The 16,990-nt window shown below is 64.7% G+C and carries 15 protein-coding genes; 9 read left to right on the top strand and 6 right to left on the bottom strand.

Annotated elements, in window-relative coordinates; translation table 11 throughout:
• Window positions 1-3: 3 nt before the first annotated feature.
• Window positions 4-1,215, bottom strand: coding sequence for a radical SAM family heme chaperone HemW (gene hemW, locus I2C21_RS11515; RefSeq protein ID WP_186963517.1), 1,212 nt, complete (start codon window positions 1,213-1,215; stop codon window positions 4-6).
• Between the two features lie 197 nt (window positions 1,216-1,412).
• Between hemW and I2C21_RS11510 the strand changes: the two genes are divergently transcribed.
• Genes I2C21_RS11510 through I2C21_RS11490 form a run of 5 tightly spaced genes read left to right on the top strand, consistent with a single transcriptional unit; the run spans window position 1,413 to window position 6,023 of the window.
• Window positions 1,413-2,357: an RluA family pseudouridine synthase gene (locus tag I2C21_RS11510; protein ID WP_195279347.1), complete on the top strand. Its 945-nt coding sequence runs from the start codon at window positions 1,413-1,415 to the stop codon at window positions 2,355-2,357.
• 37 nt (window positions 2,358-2,394) lie between these two features.
• Entirely contained in the window at window positions 2,395-3,441 is a 1,047-nt protein-coding gene (gene mutY, locus I2C21_RS11505) for an A/G-specific adenine glycosylase (RefSeq protein WP_195279346.1), read from the top strand.
• A 29-nt stretch (window positions 3,442-3,470) separates the two neighbouring features.
• On the top strand, window positions 3,471-3,989 hold the full coding sequence (locus I2C21_RS11500) for a hypothetical protein (RefSeq protein ID WP_207730628.1): 519 nt from the start codon (window positions 3,471-3,473) through the stop codon (window positions 3,987-3,989).
• A gap of 54 nt (window positions 3,990-4,043) precedes the next feature.
• Window positions 4,044-5,408 (top strand): aldehyde dehydrogenase, encoded by a 1,365-nt coding sequence (locus I2C21_RS11495; protein ID WP_195279344.1) that lies wholly within the window; start codon window positions 4,044-4,046, stop codon window positions 5,406-5,408.
• A 45-nt stretch (window positions 5,409-5,453) separates the two neighbouring features.
• The gene (locus tag I2C21_RS11490; protein ID WP_101691638.1) at window positions 5,454-6,023 is read left to right on the top strand and encodes a thymidine kinase; all 570 of its coding nucleotides are present in this window, start codon (window positions 5,454-5,456) and stop codon (window positions 6,021-6,023) included.
• On the opposite strand, the gene I2C21_RS11485 is transcribed toward I2C21_RS11490, so the two are convergent.
• A complete protein-coding gene (locus tag I2C21_RS11485; RefSeq protein WP_101691637.1) occupies window positions 6,009-6,191 on the bottom strand; it encodes a hypothetical protein in 183 nt (60 codons plus the stop codon). The two genes, I2C21_RS11490 and I2C21_RS11485, sit on opposite strands and share 15 nt — an antisense overlap.
• A gap of 79 nt (window positions 6,192-6,270) precedes the next feature.
• Here I2C21_RS11485 and I2C21_RS11480 point away from each other — a divergent pair, with 79 nt between their 5' ends.
• The 3 genes from I2C21_RS11480 to I2C21_RS11470 all read left to right on the top strand — a co-directional run bounded on the left by I2C21_RS11480 (window position 6,271) and on the right by I2C21_RS11470 (window position 8,878).
• The gene (locus I2C21_RS11480; protein WP_195279343.1) at window positions 6,271-6,486 is read left to right on the top strand and encodes a helix-turn-helix domain-containing protein; all 216 of its coding nucleotides are present in this window, start codon (window positions 6,271-6,273) and stop codon (window positions 6,484-6,486) included.
• Window positions 6,487-6,502: 16 nt separating this feature from the next.
• Entirely contained in the window at window positions 6,503-7,393 is an 891-nt protein-coding gene (locus tag I2C21_RS11475) for a radical SAM protein (RefSeq protein WP_195279342.1), read from the top strand.
• A gap of 66 nt (window positions 7,394-7,459) precedes the next feature.
• Window positions 7,460-8,878, top strand: a complete 1,419-nt coding sequence (locus I2C21_RS11470; protein ID WP_195279341.1) for an MATE family efflux transporter — start codon at window positions 7,460-7,462, stop codon at window positions 8,876-8,878.
• A 330-nt stretch (window positions 8,879-9,208) separates the two neighbouring features.
• Here I2C21_RS11470 and I2C21_RS11465 read toward each other — a convergent pair whose 3' ends face one another.
• From I2C21_RS11465 to recG, 4 genes are read right to left on the bottom strand one after another with little or no spacing between them, the layout of a single operon-like run.
• Window positions 9,209-10,162: a D-2-hydroxyacid dehydrogenase gene (locus I2C21_RS11465; RefSeq protein ID WP_195279340.1), complete on the bottom strand. Its 954-nt coding sequence runs from the start codon at window positions 10,160-10,162 to the stop codon at window positions 9,209-9,211.
• 48 nt (window positions 10,163-10,210) lie between these two features.
• Complete coding sequence (locus I2C21_RS11460) at window positions 10,211-10,594, bottom strand: C-GCAxxG-C-C family protein (RefSeq protein WP_186963526.1); 384 nt, start codon at window positions 10,592-10,594, stop codon at window positions 10,211-10,213.
• Between the two features lie 29 nt (window positions 10,595-10,623).
• Window positions 10,624-11,082: a GNAT family N-acetyltransferase gene (locus tag I2C21_RS11455; protein ID WP_101691631.1), complete on the bottom strand. Its 459-nt coding sequence runs from the start codon at window positions 11,080-11,082 to the stop codon at window positions 10,624-10,626.
• 48 nt (window positions 11,083-11,130) lie between these two features.
• Window positions 11,131-13,221 (bottom strand): ATP-dependent DNA helicase RecG, encoded by a 2,091-nt coding sequence (gene recG, locus I2C21_RS11450; protein ID WP_195279339.1) that lies wholly within the window; start codon window positions 13,219-13,221, stop codon window positions 11,131-11,133.
• Window positions 13,222-13,543: 322 nt separating this feature from the next.
• Here recG and I2C21_RS11445 point away from each other — a divergent pair, with 322 nt between their 5' ends.
• The gene (locus I2C21_RS11445; RefSeq protein ID WP_195279338.1) at window positions 13,544-16,978 is read left to right on the top strand and encodes a pyruvate carboxylase; all 3,435 of its coding nucleotides are present in this window, start codon (window positions 13,544-13,546) and stop codon (window positions 16,976-16,978) included.
• Window positions 16,979-16,990 lie beyond the last annotated feature (12 nt).

The following is a 16,990-nucleotide window of genomic DNA, read 5'->3' as shown; positions in this document are numbered from 1 at the left end:
TTCTCAGGATTGGCCCGGTTCCGTGTCCCGGACGTTCCGGCGCAGGCGGGGAAGCAGGGTGTCCAGGGCCGCCTTCTCCTGGATCTCCAGCAGGGCGCCGATGAGCTGGTTGGACACCAGGAACCCCTGGGGCGTAAAGTACCACCGCCGGTCCTGCCGGGCGGCCCAGCCCCGGCGCTCGTACTCCTCCAGCTTCTGTTCGATGGGGTCGAAGTTCATAAAATACTCCCGCCGGTACTCCCACTCCTCGATGCCCCGGGTGGTGCGCAAGCGGAGCATCAGATACTCCCCGCCCCGCTCCCGCTGGGGGATGAGCTCGGACTCGTCCACGATGTTCCCGCCGTGGAGCACCCCCTCGATATAGGCGTCCAGGTCCCGCACGAAGGAGTAGCGCCGTCCTCCGAAGTCGGAGTGGGCCCCCGGCCCGAAGCCGATGTAGGGCCGTCCCATCCAGTATTTCAGGTTGTGCCGGGACTGGAAGCCGGGCCGGGCGAAATTGGAGATCTCATACTGCTTGTATCCGGCCTTGGCCAGCCGCTCCACCATCCACAGGTACATGTCGGCCTGCATGTCGTCGTCGGGGAGGATCTCCCCCCGCTCCACCCGGGTGTAGAGGGGGGTCCCCTCCTCCACCTTCAGGCCGTAGCAGGAGAGGTGCTCCGGCTCCAGGGCCAGGGCGCTCTCCACGCTCTCCTTCCAGGCCTCCATGCTCTGGTGGGGCAGGCCGTAGATGAAATCCAGGCTCACATTTTTGATCTTGGCCTCCCGGGCGGCCTGGACCGCGGCCTTGGCCTGGGCAAAGGTGTGGGGCCGGTGGAGCCCCTCCAGGTCCCGGTCGCAGCAGGACTGCACCCCCAGGGAGATGCGGTTGACCCCCGCCCGGCGCAGGCGGCAGAGCATCTTCTTCTCCACGCTGTCGGGATTGCACTCCACGGTGACCTCGGCGTCCCGGGCCACGTCAAACCGGCGGCAGACCTCGCCCAGCAGCTCCCGCAGGCGCTTCTCGCCGTAGTAGCTGGGGGTGCCTCCGCCAAAATAGATGGTATCGACCTGATGGCCTCGGGCCAGAGGGGCCGTCTCCCGGATGTGGGCGATCAGCGCCTTCTGATAGTCGTCCATCCGCCCCTCCCGTCCGGCCAGGGAGTAAAAGTCGCAGTAGTCACATTTGCTGCGGCAGAAGGGGATGTGGATATAGATTCCGAGTTTTCCAGCCATACAGGTACACCTTCCGATCAGGGTCTTTCTATTTTCTATATTTTTTTATTATACCCTTTTTCTCCCCAGTTGAAAAGCGTTTCCAGCTTCTTCCGTATCCGGCAGGGCGGCGGCCTTGACTTTTCCGCCCCCCCTGCTATACTTCATATACCCGCTCCCGCTCGGCCGGGAGCCCTTTGCACACAGGAGGAATCGGCATGGAAGATCATTCTCCCCGGCGGCTCACCCTCACCGTCTCCCCCGCCCAGGAGGGGAGCACCGTGGACACCCTGCTGCGGCGGACTCTGGGCCTGTCGGGCACCTCGGTGAAGCGGGCCAAGCGCGTGCCCGGCGGCATCCAGCTGGACGGCGTGCCCGTCTTTGTCACGGTCCGGGCCCGCTCCGGGCAGCAGCTCTCCGTCCTGGTGGGGGACACCGAGGCGGATGAGACCCTCGTCCCCACCCCCGGCCCTCTGGACATCCGCTATGAGGATGCGGATATTCTCCTCCTCAACAAGGCCCCCGGGGTGGCGGTCCACCCCAGTCCGGACCACTTTGACCATACGCTGGGTAATTTTGTGGCCTATTATTACAAAACGTCAGGACAGATCGCCCGGTTTCGCCCGGTCAACCGGCTGGACCGGGGGACCTCTGGCCTCATGTGCGTGGCCAAGCACGCCCACGCCCACGAGCTTCTCAAGGAGCAGCTCCACACTCCCGCCTTCCGCCGGGTCTACCTGGCCGTGTGCGAGGGGTGCCCCCCATCCGACCGGGAACGGGTGGATGCCCCCATCGGCCGGGCGGAGGACTCCCTCCTCCGGCGGGAGGTCCGCCCCGACGGCGCCCCCGCCCGCACCCGGTATGAGGTGCTCTCCCGGGGCGAGGGTCGGAGCCTGGTACGCTTGGAGCTGGAGACCGGGCGCACCCACCAGATCCGCCTCCACATGGCCCACCTGGGCTGTCCGCTGACGGGGGACTTTCTCTACGGGCGAGAGGACCCCCACCTCATCCCCCGTCCCGCCCTCCACTCCTGGCTTCTCTCCCTGCGCCACCCCATCACCGGGGACGTGCTGGAACGGACGGCCCCCCTGCCCCCGGACCTGCTCCGCCTGCTGGAGATTTCTTCCCTCTCTCCCTCTCTTGAAGGCCCGGAGCGGGTATGATAGAATAAGGGGCAAACTCTTTCCCCGGAGGACAATCGTGAATCAACTTGAACAGCTTCCCATCCCTCTGCTCCAGTGGTTTCAGGAGCACGCCCGGGTGCTCCCCTGGCGCAGCGACCCCACCCCCTACCACGTGTGGATCTCGGAGATCATGCTCCAGCAGACCCGGGTGGCGGCGGTGCTGGACTACTACCACCGTTTTCTGGACGCCCTCCCCACCGTGGCCCATCTGGCCGCCGTGGAGGAGGATACCCTTCTCAAGCTCTGGCAGGGGCTGGGCTACTATAACCGGGCCCGCAACCTCCAGAAGGCCGCCCGGCAGATCATGGAGGAGTTCGGCGGGGTCTTTCCCGCCTCCTACGAGGAGATCCTCTCCCTGGCCGGGGTGGGGGAGTATACGGCAGGGGCCATTTCCTCCATCGCCTTCGGCATCCCGGTCCCCGCGGTGGACGGCAACGTCCTGCGTGTGGTGGCCCGGATTACCGGTGACCGGGGGGACATTCTGAACGCCGCTACCAAGGCCCGGATGCGCGCCGCCCTGCTGGAGACCATGCCCAAACAGTTCCCGGGGGCCTACAACCAGGCCCTCATGGAGCTGGGCGCCCTGGTGTGCCTGCCCAACGGCGCGCCCCTGTGCGAGCAGTGCCCCGCCGCTTCCTTCTGTACTGCCTATCAGGAGGGGCTCACCGGCGAGCTCCCGGTCAAGGCCCCCAAGAAGGCCCGCCGGGTGGAGAAACGGACCGTGTTTCTCCTCTTCCACGGCGGCAGGGTGGCCCTCCGCCGCCGCCCCAAACGGGGCCTGCTGGCGGGACTCTGGGAGTACCCCAACGAGGTGGAGGCCGGCCCCGCCGCGCTGGAGGCCTGGGGCGTCACCCCCCGCTCTCTGGAAGCGGGGGGCGCAGGAAAGCACATCTTCTCCCACATCGAGTGGCACATGCATGCCCTGTTGGCCGAGACGGCGGACGACACCCTCCCCGACGGCTGGGTCTGGGCCGACGGGCGGGAGCTGGAGGAGGTCTATGCCATCCCCAACGCCTTCCAGGCCTTCTCGGATACCGTATCCGCCCGGCTGCGTTCCATTTAAGGCGGTGAATCACTTCCATGCAGACATCGATGGATAAGGTCGCAATTGGACTGCAAAAATATTGCAATATTATGTCCACACTAAACAGGACAGATGTATCTTTGGACCGCGACTTTCAAAGACGCTTCAACGGCTTTTATCGAATTCGGCAGCGGTCTGCTCTGTTCTACACTTCTTTTTTTCAGTTTCTTGAATTACACAAACAGGATGCCGCTCTTACCTTCGAAGCAGTCATACGCTATCTTTTTGAAACGACCGGCTCTGTCTGCCCCTCCTTTGCCAGCAAACTGGTCGCCACTGTACGTCCGGAATTGCCTGTATGGGACCGGTATGTCCTTACAAATCTCGGTCTCAAAGCCCCCGGCTATTACCTGCCTCCCAGTACACGCATACAGCGGTGCGTTGATCTGTACGCCAAAATCTGTGCCTGGTATGAAACGCCGGCGGCGCAGGAAAAGCTGGAACTCTTTGAGTCAATCTTTCCAAATTGCCCGATTAGCAATGTAAAAAAGATCGACCTGATCCTATGGCAGACACGTGATATATAACCTTTCGCACCGTTCCATTTTGGGAGCGGTATGCCACCTACCAAAGGAGCGACTATGAATTTTACCGCCTTAATCGCCGCCCAGCGGCGCTACTTCAACGAGGGCCTGACCCGGAGCATCTCCTTCCGCCGGGAAATGCTCCTGCGCCTGAAACGGGGCCTGGAGAAACATGAGGATGCCCTCCTCTCCGCTCTGGAGCAGGACCTGGGCAAGTCCCGCTTTGAGGCCTACGAGACCGAGCTGGGCATCGTCCGCTCCGAGCTCCGGGACGCCTGGAAGCACCTGGAGAAATGGGCCCGCCCCCGCCGGGTACCCACCCCCCTCTCCCAGTTTCCCGCCGTCAGCCGGGTCTACCGGGAGCCCTTCGGGGTGGCCCTCATCCTCTCGCCCTGGAACTACCCCCTCCAACTCACCCTGGTTCCCCTCATCTCCGCTCTGGCGGCGGGGTGTACCGCGGTGGTGAAGCCCTCGGCCTATGCCCCCGCCACCTCCCAGGCGGTGGCCGACCTGCTGGGGGAGGTCTTTGAGGAGCGCTATGTGGCCTGCGTCCAGGGCGGACGGGCCGAGAACGCCGCCCTGCTGGAGGAGCACTTCGACTTCATCTTCTTCACCGGCAGCACCGAGGTGGGGCGCACCGTCATGGCCGCCGCCGCCCGGCATCTGACCCCGGTGGCCCTGGAGCTGGGGGGCAAGTCCCCCGTCATTCTGGCCCACGACGCCGATCTGGACCTGGCGGCCCGGCGCATCGTGTGGGGCAAGTTCCTCAACGCGGGCCAGACCTGTGTGGCCCCCGACCATGTTTGGGTCCCCGCCGAGGCCAGGGACTTTTTTGTGGAGAAGCTCAAGACCTGTATCACCCGCTTTTACGGGGAGCGGCCCCTGGAGAGCCCCAACCTTCCCCGCATCATCAACGACAAGCACTTCGAGCGTCTGCTGGGCCTGATGAAGTCGGGAACCACCGCCTGCGGCGGCGCCTGGGACGCCTCTTCCCGGCGCATCGAGCCCACCGTCCTGGTGGACGTCACCGAGGACATGCCGGTCATGGGGGAGGAGATCTTCGGCCCCATCCTGCCGGTGCTCACCTATGAGGATCTGGACGAGCTCGTCCTCCACCTGCAGAGCAAGCCCCGGCCCCTGGCCCTGTACCTCTTCACCCGCAACCACTACCGGATGGACCGCATCAGCGCCCTACTTCCTTTCGGCGGCGGATGCGTCAACGATACCATCGTCCACCTGGCCAACGGAAACCTGCCCTTCGGCGGCATCGGGGAGAGCGGCATGGGCCGCTGCCACGGGGAGTGGGGCTACCGCACCTTCTCCCACGAGAAGGGCATCCTGCGCAAGTTCTCACTGGACATTCCGGTGCGCTACCCGCCCCACAAGGGCAAGAGCCTGAGCACGCTCAAGAAACTCATGTGACCATATCAGAACCTATACAGAGAAAAACGGGGGAATGGAACGACCATGGCAAAGCTGTATTTTCGCTACGGCGTGATGGGGTCCAGCAAGACCGCCAACGCCCTGATGGTGCGCTATAATTACGAGGAGCGGGGGCAGGACGCCCTCCTGGTCAAGCCTGAGCTGGACCAGCGGGACGGGGCCCGCTTCGTGGCCTCCCGGGCGGGACTGAGCCATCCGTGCATCTATTTTACCGACCTGATGAAAAAGACCCCGGAGGAGCTCAAGGCCTACGCCTGTATCATTGTAGACGAGGCCCAGTTCCTCACCCGGGAGGAGGTGCGCTACCTCACCGACCTGGTGGATGAGCAGAACATCCCGGTCATCTGCTACGGCCTGCGGGCCGACTTCAAGGGGGACCTCTTCCCCGGCTCCCAGGAGCTGCTCTCCTGCGCCGACATCATCGAGGAGATCAAGACCATCTGCTGGTGCGGCAAGAAGGCCACCTGCAACGCCCGCTTTGACGAGCATGGCAACGTCCTCAAGGAGGGCGAACAGGTGGTGCTGGGGGCCAACGACCGGTACATCGGCCTGTGCCGCAAGCACTGGAAAGAGGGCAATCTAGGGCCGAAGTAACTCCCCGGCGGTGCTCTCCAGCATGAGGAGTACCCCCAGCCGGAATCCCTCTTCAAAGGCGTAGCGGCTGTGTCCGGCCACGGGGTTGTCCCGCAGCTCCTCCGGCCAGCGCTCCGGCTTGGGATAGCCCACAAAATAGTCGTAGAGTAAGTTAATCATCAGCGACATATTTATCCCTCCACAATATACAGTCAACTGTGTATTGTGATTTTAACACACAGTTAACTGTGCGTCAAGGAGGCCGCATATGTTTTCACAGCGGATTCGTCAGCTCCGCCAGGAACGGGGACTGACGCAGACTGAAGTGGCAGAGGAAGTTCACCTCTCCATGCGGGGGTATCAGGACCTGGAATTGGGCCGAAAGCCAAAATATGATACCCTCCTCCACATCGCGGATTTTTACGGCGTATCGGTGGACTGGCTGATGGGCCGCACCGCGCGCCGGGAGGTCTGGAAGGAATGAGAAAGGAAGGAGCGCCATGATCTGCAATCTCTGTCCCCGGAAGTGCGCCGCCCTGCGCACCGACACCCGCGGGGAGGGACGCTGCGGCATGCCCTCCCTTCCCGTGGTGGCCCGGGCCGCCCTCCACCAGTGGGAGGAGCCGCCCCTCTCGGGCACCCGTGGGGCGGGCACCGTCTTTTTCTCGGGCTGCCCGCTGGGGTGTGTGTTCTGCCAGAACGAGTCCATCAGCCACGAGAACTTCGGCCGCCCCATCTCGGTGGAGCGGCTGCGCGCCATCTTTCAGCAGCTCATCGGCCAGGGTGCCCACAACATCGACCTGGTGAATCCCACCCACTTTGCCCACGCGGTGCTCCAGGCCCTGGAGGAGCCCCTGCCCGTGCCGGTGGTGTGGAACTCGGGGGGGTATGACGCGCCGGAGACCCTCCGCGCCCTGGAGGGGAAGGTGGACATCTACCTCCCCGACCTCAAGTACCTCCGCCCCGAGACGGCGGCGCGCTACTCCGACGCCCCCGACTATCCGGAGGTGGCCTGTGCCGCCATTCTGGAGATGTACCGCCAGACCGGCCCCTGTGTCTATGACGAGGAGGGCCTGCTCCGGCGGGGGGTCATCATCCGCCATCTGGTCCTCCCGGGGCGGCTCAGTGAGGCCAAGGCCGTCATGGACTGGGTGGCCGAGCACTTTGAACCCGGTCAGGTCCTCTTCTCCCTCATGAGTCAGTACATCCCCTGGGGCCGGGCGGCGGAGTTCCCCGAGATCAACCGGAAGCTGCGCCCCTCTGAGGCCCGCAGCGCCCGGCAGTACATGGATGCCCTGGGCCTTTCGGGCTTTACCCAGGAGGACTCCTCGGCCGCCAGTACCTTCATCCCCTCCTTCGATCTCACCGGGGTGGAGAAGCCTGCCCTCTGATTTTCCCGCAATTCCCGAAAACGTTTCGTATATTCGACTTTATTTTCAACTGTTAGGAGTGAATTTATGGCCCTGAGTCGTTTCGGCTCCAACCCGCGTATGAAGGTCATGTGGCATCTCTCCTGGCCTGCCATCATCGAGCAGGTGCTGGCCACCATGGTCAGCTATGTGGACACCGCCATGGTGGGCGTGCTGGGCGCGGCGGCCACCGCCTCGGTCTCGGTGAACGCCTCCTCCATCTGGCTCATCAACGGCATTCTGGCCGGGATCGGGGTGGGCTATTCGGTGCAGGTCTCCAACGCCATCGGCGCGGAGGACGACGCGCGGGCCCGGCGCATCATCCGGCAGGGCATCCTGGCCACGGTGGTATGTGGTATGGCCGCCCTGCTTCTCTTCCAGCTGCTGGCCCCCTTCATTCCGGTCTGGCTGGGCGCGGAGCCCTCTGTCCGTCCCACCGCCACCGCCTATCTGCGCTGGTACACCCTCTGTATGCCCTTCGCCGCGGCCAGTGCCATTTTCTCGGCCATCCTGCGCTGCATGGGCAACACCAAGACCCCGCTGATCTTCAACTTCTCGGCCAACCTCATCAACCTGATTCTCAACTTCTTCCTCATCTATGAGACGCGCACCGTCACCGTGGGCGGATTCTCCCTCACGGTCCCCGGTGCGGGACTGGGGGTGGCCGGAGCGGCCATTGCCTCGGCGGTGGCCTGGGCCTTTGCCGGGTCCATGCTGCTCTACGTGGGCATCCGCCAGGGCCCCCGCTTCCAGGTCCGGTTCCGGGAGGGCTTCCGGCCCGACAGCAGCATCATCCAGATGGCCCTCCACCTGGGCCTCCCCTCCGCCCTGGAGCGTGCCACCATCAACCTGGGCCAGATCGTCATGACCGCCCTGGTGGCCTCCATCGGCACGGTGGCCCTGGCGGCCAACCAGATCGCCACCACCGCCGAGGGCCTGTGCTATCTCCCGGCCTACGGTATCTCCTACGCCAGTGTGGCCCTGGTGGGCCAGTCGGTGGGGGCCCGCTCGGCGGAGAACGCCCGGGCCTACGGCTCCCTCTCAGCCAAGGTGGCCCTGATGCTCTGCACCGGCCTGGCCGTCCTGCTCTTCCTCTTCGCCCCGGCCCTGGCCTCCCTCTTCAACTCCGATCCCCAGGTGGTGGAGCAGTCCGCCCTGATGCTGCGCATCGTCTGCTTCGCCGAGCCCTTCTTTGCCCTGTCCATCGTGCTCTCCAGCAACCTGCGGGGCGCCCACGATGTGCGCTATCCCATGGTGGTGGGGCTCATCTGCATGTGGGGCGTGCGCATCGTCCTGGCCCCCATTCTGGTGATCTACGGCAAGCTGGGCCTGGCCGGCGTGTGGATCGCCATGAGCGTGGACCTGATCCTCCGGGGCATCCTGTGCACCCACCGCTGGCACAGCGGAAAGTGGGTCCATATCGCCGGACTGGACGCCCAGCCCGCGGTCCACACCACGCCCTCCTGATGTGGATAAAAAGAAAAAACACCGCCCGTCTCCTGTTGTGAAGAGACGAGCGGTCTGGCTGTCGATAACGTGTATTTCTGCGCTTTGTGCTGCAAGCGCCTCGCAGAGTTCCGCCGTCCGCAGACGGCGGAAGAGGGTCAAATCGTGTTTTCCGGCGGCATGTACGTCGGAAAACACACTTCTCAGGCCACAAGTGTGCGAGCGAAAGCGAGTGCGCGCAGCGGCCTGTATCCCCTCGAAAAAATGCTTGCATTTTTGAGAAGCGTGTCGAAGTTTTTCGACACGCTAACTGCCCGTCTCCTGCTGCACAGGAGGAGACGGGCGGTATTTTTATTTCATCCGGTTGCGGAGCGGTTCTCCGGCCAGATAGCGGCGCAGGTTGTCCAGCGCAATTTCCACCAGCCGGTCCCGGATGGCGGGAAGGTGATCGCCCCCCGCCACGTGGGGGGTGATGAGGCAGTGCTCGGCCCGCCACAGGGGATGGTCCTCGGGCAGGGGCTCCGGGGAAGTCACATCCAGGCCGGCCCCCCAGAGGTGTCCCTCCTCCAGGGCCTGGGCCAGGGCGTCGCAGTCCACGGCGCTCCCCCGTCCGGCGTTGAGGAGGATGGCGTCCTCCTTCATCCGCCCGATGCGGGCCCGGTCCATGAGCCGGTCGGTCTCCGGGCTGTGGGGGAGGACCAGGGCCACCACGTCCGCCTTGGGCAGCCACTCGTCCAGCGCGGACAGGGGGTGCATCTCGTCGATGCCCTCCGCCCCCCGCTCGGGGGAGCGGCGCAGGCCCACGGTATGTGCCCCCATCCCCTTGACCAGCCGGGCAAAGGCGGAGCCGATGTCCCCGGTGCCCGCCACCAGTACGGTGGATCCCGCCAGGGTCTTGACCTCTCCCAGCGGGGCCCAGCAGTGCCGGTTCTGGGCGTCCCGGTACTGGTGCAGGCGCTTGCACAGGGCCAGAAGGGTGGCGAACATATGCTCGGACACCGCCTGCCCGTAGGCCCCCACGGCGGAGGTGAGCATGGCCCCCTCCCGCAGCACCCCCTCCTTCAGATAGGGGTCCACCCCGGCGCTCCAGGTCTGGAGCCAGCGGAGCTGTCCGGCCTTTGCCACCCGGTCCGTGGGGGCACAGCCCAGAATGACGGTGGCCCGGGCATACTCCTCCTCGGGGGCCTCGGGGGAAAAGCGGGTGGCCGCCACCGGGCGGAATATCTGTTCTACGCCGGGCGCGGCCGCTGCAAAGGCCGCGCGCTCCTCCCCGGTCAGGGGCAGAAAATTCAAAATCGTTTCCATGACGGGACCTCCTCCCTATGATGCGTCCTGATGGCGCAGGCGGGATATTTACTCTTCCAGCAGGTCCTGGAGGATCTCCACCGCGTCGTAGACCATCCGGTCGCAGTGGGGCTTGCGCTCCTCGCCGTTCTCCTTGGCCCGCTGAAGGAGCCCCGCGCAGTCCAGCACCTGGTTCTTCTCCCGGAAGCGGCGCAGCAGCTCCCGGCTCTCGGCCTCTCCCTTTCCGGCCATACCCAGCACCATGAGCGCGCCGGTCACGGCCCCGCAGGTGGAACCGTGGCGCATCCCGGCACCGAAGTGGGCCCCCAGCTGGAAGGCGGCCTTCTCATCCAGGCCGCACTGATCTGCAAAGGGCAGGAGCACCGCCTGGGCGCAGTTATAGTGTACGTTGGTATCGCCCCGCAGCGCGCGGCAGGCTTCCATTCGATCCATACAATGATTCTCCTTTTCTCACAATTGGCTTAGGCCTGGAGGTCGCCCTCCAGCACCATCTGGCGGTAGTCCAGGAACTGGAATCCCAGCCGCTGGTAGAGCCGGATGGCCCCCTCGTTCACGTCGGTGACCTCCAGACGGATGCGGGGGTAGTTGGGGTACTGCTCCTTCACCCAGCGGAACACGGCGGTGCCGTAGCCCTTGCCCCGGCAGGCGGGGGTGAAGTACATCTCCTCAAAAAAGACGCAGCGGCCTCCCACCTCGCCGGAGTAGCACTCGGTGAGGTAGGCATAGCCCACGGCCTGCCCGTCCTCCACCAGGAGCATACCCCGGAGGAGAGGCTCAGCCGGGTCCACCGCGTCCCGGAAGGTGCGCTCCAGGACGGCGGGGTCGGTGTCGTGGTCCACGGCGGGACTCTGGTAAAAGGCCTGGACCATGGGCATGACCACATCGTGGTCAGCGGCGGTCATGGCGCGGATCTCAAACATATGGATTTCCTCCTGTGTGATCGTGATTTGAATTTGTTGTTCGGTCCATCAATTAAAGATGTCGGCGTGCTCGGTGAAGAGCCGCCGGATCTGCTCCTTCAGGGGCTGGTGCTCCGGCCGGTCCAGGGTGGGGTCCTCGGCCAGCAGGGCCTGGGCGGCCTCCTGGGCCTCCTTGAGCAGGCGGGTATCCCCGGCCAGGTCGGCGATGCGCATCTGGGGCAGGCCGTGCTGCCGCTTGCCGAAGAAGTCACCGGGCCCCCGGAGCTTCAGGTCCTCCTCCGAGATGCGGAAACCGTCGGTGGTCTGGGTGAGGACTTTGAGCCGGGCACGGGTCTCCTGGTTCCGGTTGGAGGTGATGAGCACGCAGTAGGACTGGTGCTTTCCCCGGCCTACCCGGCCCCGGAGCTGGTGGAGCTGGGAGAGGCCGAACCGGTCGGCGTTCTCCACGATGATGAGGGAGGCGTTGGGCACGTCCACCCCCACCTCGATGACGGTGGTGGAGACCAGCACATCCAGCGCGCCCCCCGCAAAGGCGGCCATGGCGGCCTCCTTCTCCCTGGGCTTGAGCCTGCCGTGGACAAAGCCCACCCGCAGGTCGGGAAAGACCCCCTCCTGGAGGTCCTTGGCGTAGGCAGTGACCGCCTTCAGGTCGGCAAAGCCGGGGGGCGGCTCCACCCCCTCGGGGGAGGGCTGGGCCTCCTCCACCGCGGGACAGACGATGTAGACCTGCCGCCCCTCGGCCACCTGCCGCCGGACGAACTGATACATACGCGCCCGCTTGTCCTCCCCCACCAGGAAGGTCTCCACCGGGGTGCGCCCCGGGGGGAGCTCGTCGATGACGCTCACATCCAAATCCCCATAGATGATGAGGGCCAGGGTGCGGGGGATGGGGGTGGCCGACATGACCAGCACATGGGGGGAGAGCCCGCCCCCCTTGGCCGCCAGGGCGGAGCGCTGCCCCACGCCGAAGCGGTGCTGCTCGTCGGTGATCACCAGGCCCAGCCGGGCAAAGTCCACCCCCGCGGAGAGGATGGCGTGGGTGCCCACCAGCAGGTCGATCTCCCCGGCGGCCAGGGCGGCGCGGACCTTCTTCTTCTCACTGGCGCGCATGGAGCCGGTGAGGAGTCCCACCCGCAGACCCGCCGGGGCGAGCACCCCCGACAGGGTGCGGAAGTGCTGCTCGGCCAAAATCTCGGTGGGGGCCATCAGGGCGGCCTGCCACCCGGACTTCCAGGCCAGGAAGCAGCAGGCCGCCGCCACCATGGTCTTGCCCGAACCCACATCGCCCTGGACCAGCCGGTTCATGGGGCGGCCCGAGGCGCAGTCCTCCGCCGCCTCCCGGATGGCCCGCTGCTGGGCCTGGGTGAGGGCGAAGGGAAGGAGCGCAAAAAAGGGCTCCAAGCTCTCCCGCCGGAAGGCGGGGCCGGACGCCCCCTCCCGCCGGGAGCGGAGAAAGGCCAGACCGCAGGAGAGGTAGAAGAGCTCCTCAAAGATGAGCCGCCTCCGGGCCAGATCCAGTGCCTCCTCGGAGACTGGAAAGTGGATGTTCTGGTAGGAATAGCCGCAGGCGGCCAGGGCGTGCTCCTGCCGCACCCGGAAGGGGAGGATCTCGGGCATCTCCTGGGCGCAGTCCTGGGCGCACCGGAGGGTGAGCCCCGAGAGCAGGTTGTTGGAGATCCCCGCCGTCAGGGGGTAGATGGGCATGATCCGCCCGGTGAAGCGGGGGCGGTCCTCCGGCTCAAAGACCGGGTTGGTCATCCTCCGGCGGGGAGGCAGGCCCTCCACCATACCGTAGAAGATATAGCTCTCCCCGGGGACCAGGGCGTTTTTCACATAGCCCTGGTTGAAGAAGGTGATCTCCATGGAGCCATGGGCGTCCACCACCCGCACCTTGGTCAGCTCCAGCCCCTTGCGGACGTAGGAGCGGCGGGGCGGCTCGGCCACCATGGCGGCCACGCACACGGGGATCCCCACCGGGGCCGCCGCGATGGTATAGTGCTTCCGCCGGTCCTCATAGTCCCGGGGGAAATAGCGCAGCAGATCCTCCACCGTGGCCAGGCCCAGCTTCTCCAGCCGGGCAGCCCGCGCCTCCCCGATCCCGGGCAGCTCCCGCACGCCGGAGCCCAGGGTCAGTTCCATGCCGATCACTCCTCTCCCCGGGCAATATCTTTTAGTTTACCACAAATCATCGGACAGCGGCAAGGCCGTCCCCACCGCCGGAAGACTCTGGTGGTTTTTCCCAAGGGTTTCTTCCTTCGGGCACGGAATCCTGTCTCTTCTGCCAAAAATGCAATTTTGACATAAAAGGATTGCAAAACCAAGAGTCTAGACTTATAATATTCGTAAAACAAATGGCTGTTTTGAAGGAAATAAAGGCAAATTCACCGAAGCATCCCAAGAATGCACAGCAAGGTATTGCAGGAATTCCTTCATATTAATGCAAGAAAGGACGGTATTCCCCATGGCAGAACACTCCTTCGGAAAAGTCCTGGTGGCAAACCGCGGCGAGATCGCCATCCGCGTCTTCCGCGCCTGCTACGACCTGGGACTTCACACGGTGGCCATCTATTCCAATGAGGATACATACAGCCTTTTCCGCACCCGTGCGGACGAGGCCTATCTCATCGGGGAGAACAAGAGCCCCCTGGGCGCTTACCTGGACATCCCCGCGATCATCGACCTGGCCAAGCGGCGCAATGTGGATGCCATCCACCCCGGCTACGGCTTCCTGAGCGAGAACGCCGACTTTGCCCGGGCCTGTGAGGAGGCGGGGATCGCCTTCATCGGCCCCTCCTCCAAGATCCTGGGCCAGATGGGCGACAAGCTCACCGCCAAGGCCATCGCCCACGCCTGCAACGTCCCCACCATCCCCGGCTCCACCCAGCCCCTGAAGGACGGGGACGAGGCGCTGGAGAAGGCCATCTCCTACGGCTTCCCCATCATCCTCAAGGCGGCCGGCGGCGGCGGCGGCCGCGGCATGCGCCGCTGCGACAGCCCCGAGGAGGTCAAGCCCGCCTTTGAGCTGGTCAAGAGCGAGGCCAAGAAGGCCTTCGGCAACGAGGACATCTTCATTGAGAAGTACCTGGTGGAGCCCAAGCACATCGAGGTGCAGATCCTGGGCGACCAGTACGGCAATGTGGTCCACCTGGGCGAGCGCGACTGTTCCCTCCAGCGCCGCTACCAGAAGGTGGTGGAGTTCGCCCCCGCCTGGTCGGTGCCCGAAAAGACCCGTCAGGCCCTCTATGAGGATGCCGTCAAGGTGGCCAAGCACGTGGGCTATGTCTCGGCCGGCACGGTGGAGTTCCTGGTGGACAAGGACGGCAACCACTACTTCATCGAGATGAACCCCCGCATCCAGGTGGAACACACGGTCACCGAGATGGTCACCGGCATCGACCTGGTCCGGGCCCAGATCCTCATCGCCGAGGGCAAGCCCCTCTCCACCCCCGAGATCGGCATGGCCAGCCAGAGCGATCTGAAGATGAACGGCTACGCCATCCAGTGCCGCGTCACCACCGAGGACCCGGCCAACAACTTTGCCCCCGACACCGGCAAGATCACCTCCTACCGCTCCGGCGGCGGCTTCGGCGTGCGTCTGGACGGCGGCAACGCCTACACCGGCGCGGTGATCTCCCCCTACTATGACTCCCTGCTGGTCAAGGTGACCTCCTGGGACTCCACCTTTGAGGCGGTCTGCCGCAAGGCCCTGCGCGCCATCAGCGAGGAGCATGTCCGCGGCGTCAAGACCAACATTCCCTTCGTCACCAACATTCTGAACCACCCCACCTTCCGGGCTGGCAAGTGCCACACCAAGTTCATCGACGAGACTCCCGAGCTCTTCGAGTTTGAGAACAGCCGGGACCGTGCCACCAAGGTGCTCAAGTACATCGCCCAGATCCAGGTGGATAACCCCTCCGCCGAGCGGGTCCAGCGGGACATCCCCCGCTTCCCGCCCTTCGAGCAGACCCCGCCCAAGTGCACCGGCCTCAAGCAGCTTCTGGACGCAAAGGGCCCCGAGGCCGTGCGGGACTGGGTGCTGGATCAGAAGAAGCTCCTCATCACCGACACCACCATGCGCGACGCCCACCAGTCCCTCCTCTCCACCCGGGTGCGCACCCGGGATATGCTCAAGGGGGCCGAGGGTACCGCCGAGATCCTGAACGACTGCTTCTCCCTGGAGATGTGGGGCGGCGCCACCTTCGATGTGGCCTACCGCTTCCTCCACGAGTCCCCCTGGGAGCGGCTGGAGATGCTGCGGGAGAAGATCCCCAACATTCCCTTCCAGATGCTTCTGCGCGGCGCCAACGCCGTGGGCTATACCAACTATCCCGATAACCTCATCCGGGCCTTCGTCCGGGAGGCCGCCCGCACCGGCATCGACGTGTTCCGCGTCTTTGACTCCCTGAACTGGATCCCCGGTATGGAGGTGGCCATGGACGAGGTCCTCAAGCAGGGCAAGCTCTGCGAGGCCACCCTCTGCTACACCGGCGACATCCTGGATCCCAAGCGGGACAAATACACCCTGGATTACTATGTAAAGATGGCCAAGGAGCTGGAGCGCCGGGGCGCCCACATGCTGTGCATCAAGGATATGTCCGGCCTCCTGAAGCCCTACGCCGCCAAGAAGCTGGTCACCACCCTCAAGAACGAGGTGGGCCTGCCCATCCACCTGCACACCCACGACACCTCGGGCAACCAGGTGGCCGCCTACCTGATGGCCGCCGAGGCCGGCGTGGACATCGTGGACTGCGCCATCGACTCCATGTCCTCCATGACCAGCCAGCCCTCCATGAACGCGGTGGTCTCCGCCCTCCAGGGTCAGGAGCGGGACACCGGTCTCGATCCCGAAAAGCTCCAGAATCTCTCCGACTACTGGGCCGACGTGCGCCTGCGCTATGAGAACTTTGAGGCCGGGATTAAGAACCCCTCCACCGACATCTACCGCTACGAGATGCCTGGCGGCCAGTACACCAACCTCAAGAGCCAGGTGGAGAGCCTGGGCCTGGGCCATCAGTTCGAGGACGTCAAGGAGATGTATGTGAAGGTCAACCACATGCTGGGCGACATCGTGAAGGTGACCCCCTCCTCCAAGATGGTGGGCGACCTGGCCATCTTCATGGTGCAGAACCAGCTCACTCCCGAGAACGTCGTGGAGCGGGGCGAGGCCCTCACCTTCCCCGACTCGGTGGTGTCCTACTTCAAGGGCATGATGGGCCAGCCCGCCTGGGGCTTCCCGGAGGATCTCCAGAAGGTGGTCCTCAAGGGCGAGGAGCCCATCACCTGCCGTCCCGGCGAGCTGCTGGAGCCCATCGACTTCGACAAGGCCCGGGAAGAGGTCCAGAAGTTCTACCCCGAGGCCTCCGAGCGCACCGTCATCTCCTGGTGCCTGTATCCCAAGGTGGTGGAGGAGTTCTGCCGCCACCGGAAGGAGTACGGCTACATCATGCGCATGGGCAGCCATGTGTTCTTCAACGGTCTGGCTCTGGGCGAGACCAACAAGATCAACATCGAGGACGGCAAGACCCTGGTCATCAAGTACCTGGGCCTGGGCGACCTGAACGAGGACGGCACCCGCAACGTGCAGTTCGAGCTCAACGGTATGCGCCGCGAGGTGGCCGTGCCCGATAAGCACGCGGTCTCCCAGGTGCGTCCGGTCACCATGGCCGACCCCGAGGACAAGAGCCAGATCGGCGCGTCCATCCCCGGCATGGTCTCCAAGGTGAGCGTCAAGCCCGGCGACACCGTGGAGGAGAACCAGGTGGTGGCCGTTATCGAGGCCATGAAGATGGAGACCAGCGTGGTGGCCCGCAAGGCCGGCACGGTGGACCAGGTCCTCATCCAGGAGGGCTCCTCCGTCAAGGCGGGCGAGCTGCTCATGACCATCAAGCTCAAGTAAATCGATCTGTCC

This window comes from Clostridium sp. J1101437_171009_A5 (assembly GCF_015547905.1).
Lineage (GTDB): Bacteria > Bacillota > Clostridia > Oscillospirales > Oscillospiraceae > Pseudoflavonifractor_A > Pseudoflavonifractor_A gallinarum.
Note: the sequence above shows the minus strand (reverse complement) of the source record. Positions and strands in the feature narration are given on the sequence as shown.

What these genes read in the sequence shown, in the direction of transcription:
- hemW (WP_186963517.1), bottom strand. Translation starts at nt 1,215, where the DNA reads ATGGCTGGAAAACTCGGAATCTATATCCACATCCCCTTCTGCCGCAGC.
- I2C21_RS11510 (WP_195279347.1), top strand. Translation starts at nt 1,413, where the DNA reads ATGGAAGATCATTCTCCCCGGCGGCTCACCCTCACCGTCTCCCCCGCC.
- I2C21_RS11500 (WP_207730628.1), top strand. Translation starts at nt 3,471, where the DNA reads ATGGATAAGGTCGCAATTGGACTGCAAAAATATTGCAATATTATGTCC.
- I2C21_RS11495 (WP_195279344.1), top strand. Translation starts at nt 4,044, where the DNA reads ATGAATTTTACCGCCTTAATCGCCGCCCAGCGGCGCTACTTCAACGAG.
- I2C21_RS11490 (WP_101691638.1), top strand. Translation starts at nt 5,454, where the DNA reads ATGGCAAAGCTGTATTTTCGCTACGGCGTGATGGGGTCCAGCAAGACC.
- I2C21_RS11485 (WP_101691637.1), bottom strand. Translation starts at nt 6,191, where the DNA reads ATGTCGCTGATGATTAACTTACTCTACGACTATTTTGTGGGCTATCCC.
- I2C21_RS11480 (WP_195279343.1), top strand. Translation starts at nt 6,271, where the DNA reads ATGTTTTCACAGCGGATTCGTCAGCTCCGCCAGGAACGGGGACTGACG.
- I2C21_RS11475 (WP_195279342.1), top strand. Translation starts at nt 6,503, where the DNA reads ATGATCTGCAATCTCTGTCCCCGGAAGTGCGCCGCCCTGCGCACCGAC.
- I2C21_RS11470 (WP_195279341.1), top strand. Translation starts at nt 7,460, where the DNA reads ATGGCCCTGAGTCGTTTCGGCTCCAACCCGCGTATGAAGGTCATGTGG.
- I2C21_RS11465 (WP_195279340.1), bottom strand. Translation starts at nt 10,162, where the DNA reads ATGGAAACGATTTTGAATTTTCTGCCCCTGACCGGGGAGGAGCGCGCG.
- I2C21_RS11460 (WP_186963526.1), bottom strand. Translation starts at nt 10,594, where the DNA reads ATGGATCGAATGGAAGCCTGCCGCGCGCTGCGGGGCGATACCAACGTA.
- I2C21_RS11455 (WP_101691631.1), bottom strand. Translation starts at nt 11,082, where the DNA reads ATGTTTGAGATCCGCGCCATGACCGCCGCTGACCACGATGTGGTCATG.
- recG (WP_195279339.1), bottom strand. Translation starts at nt 13,221, where the DNA reads ATGGAACTGACCCTGGGCTCCGGCGTGCGGGAGCTGCCCGGGATCGGG.
- I2C21_RS11445 (WP_195279338.1), top strand. Translation starts at nt 13,544, where the DNA reads ATGGCAGAACACTCCTTCGGAAAAGTCCTGGTGGCAAACCGCGGCGAG.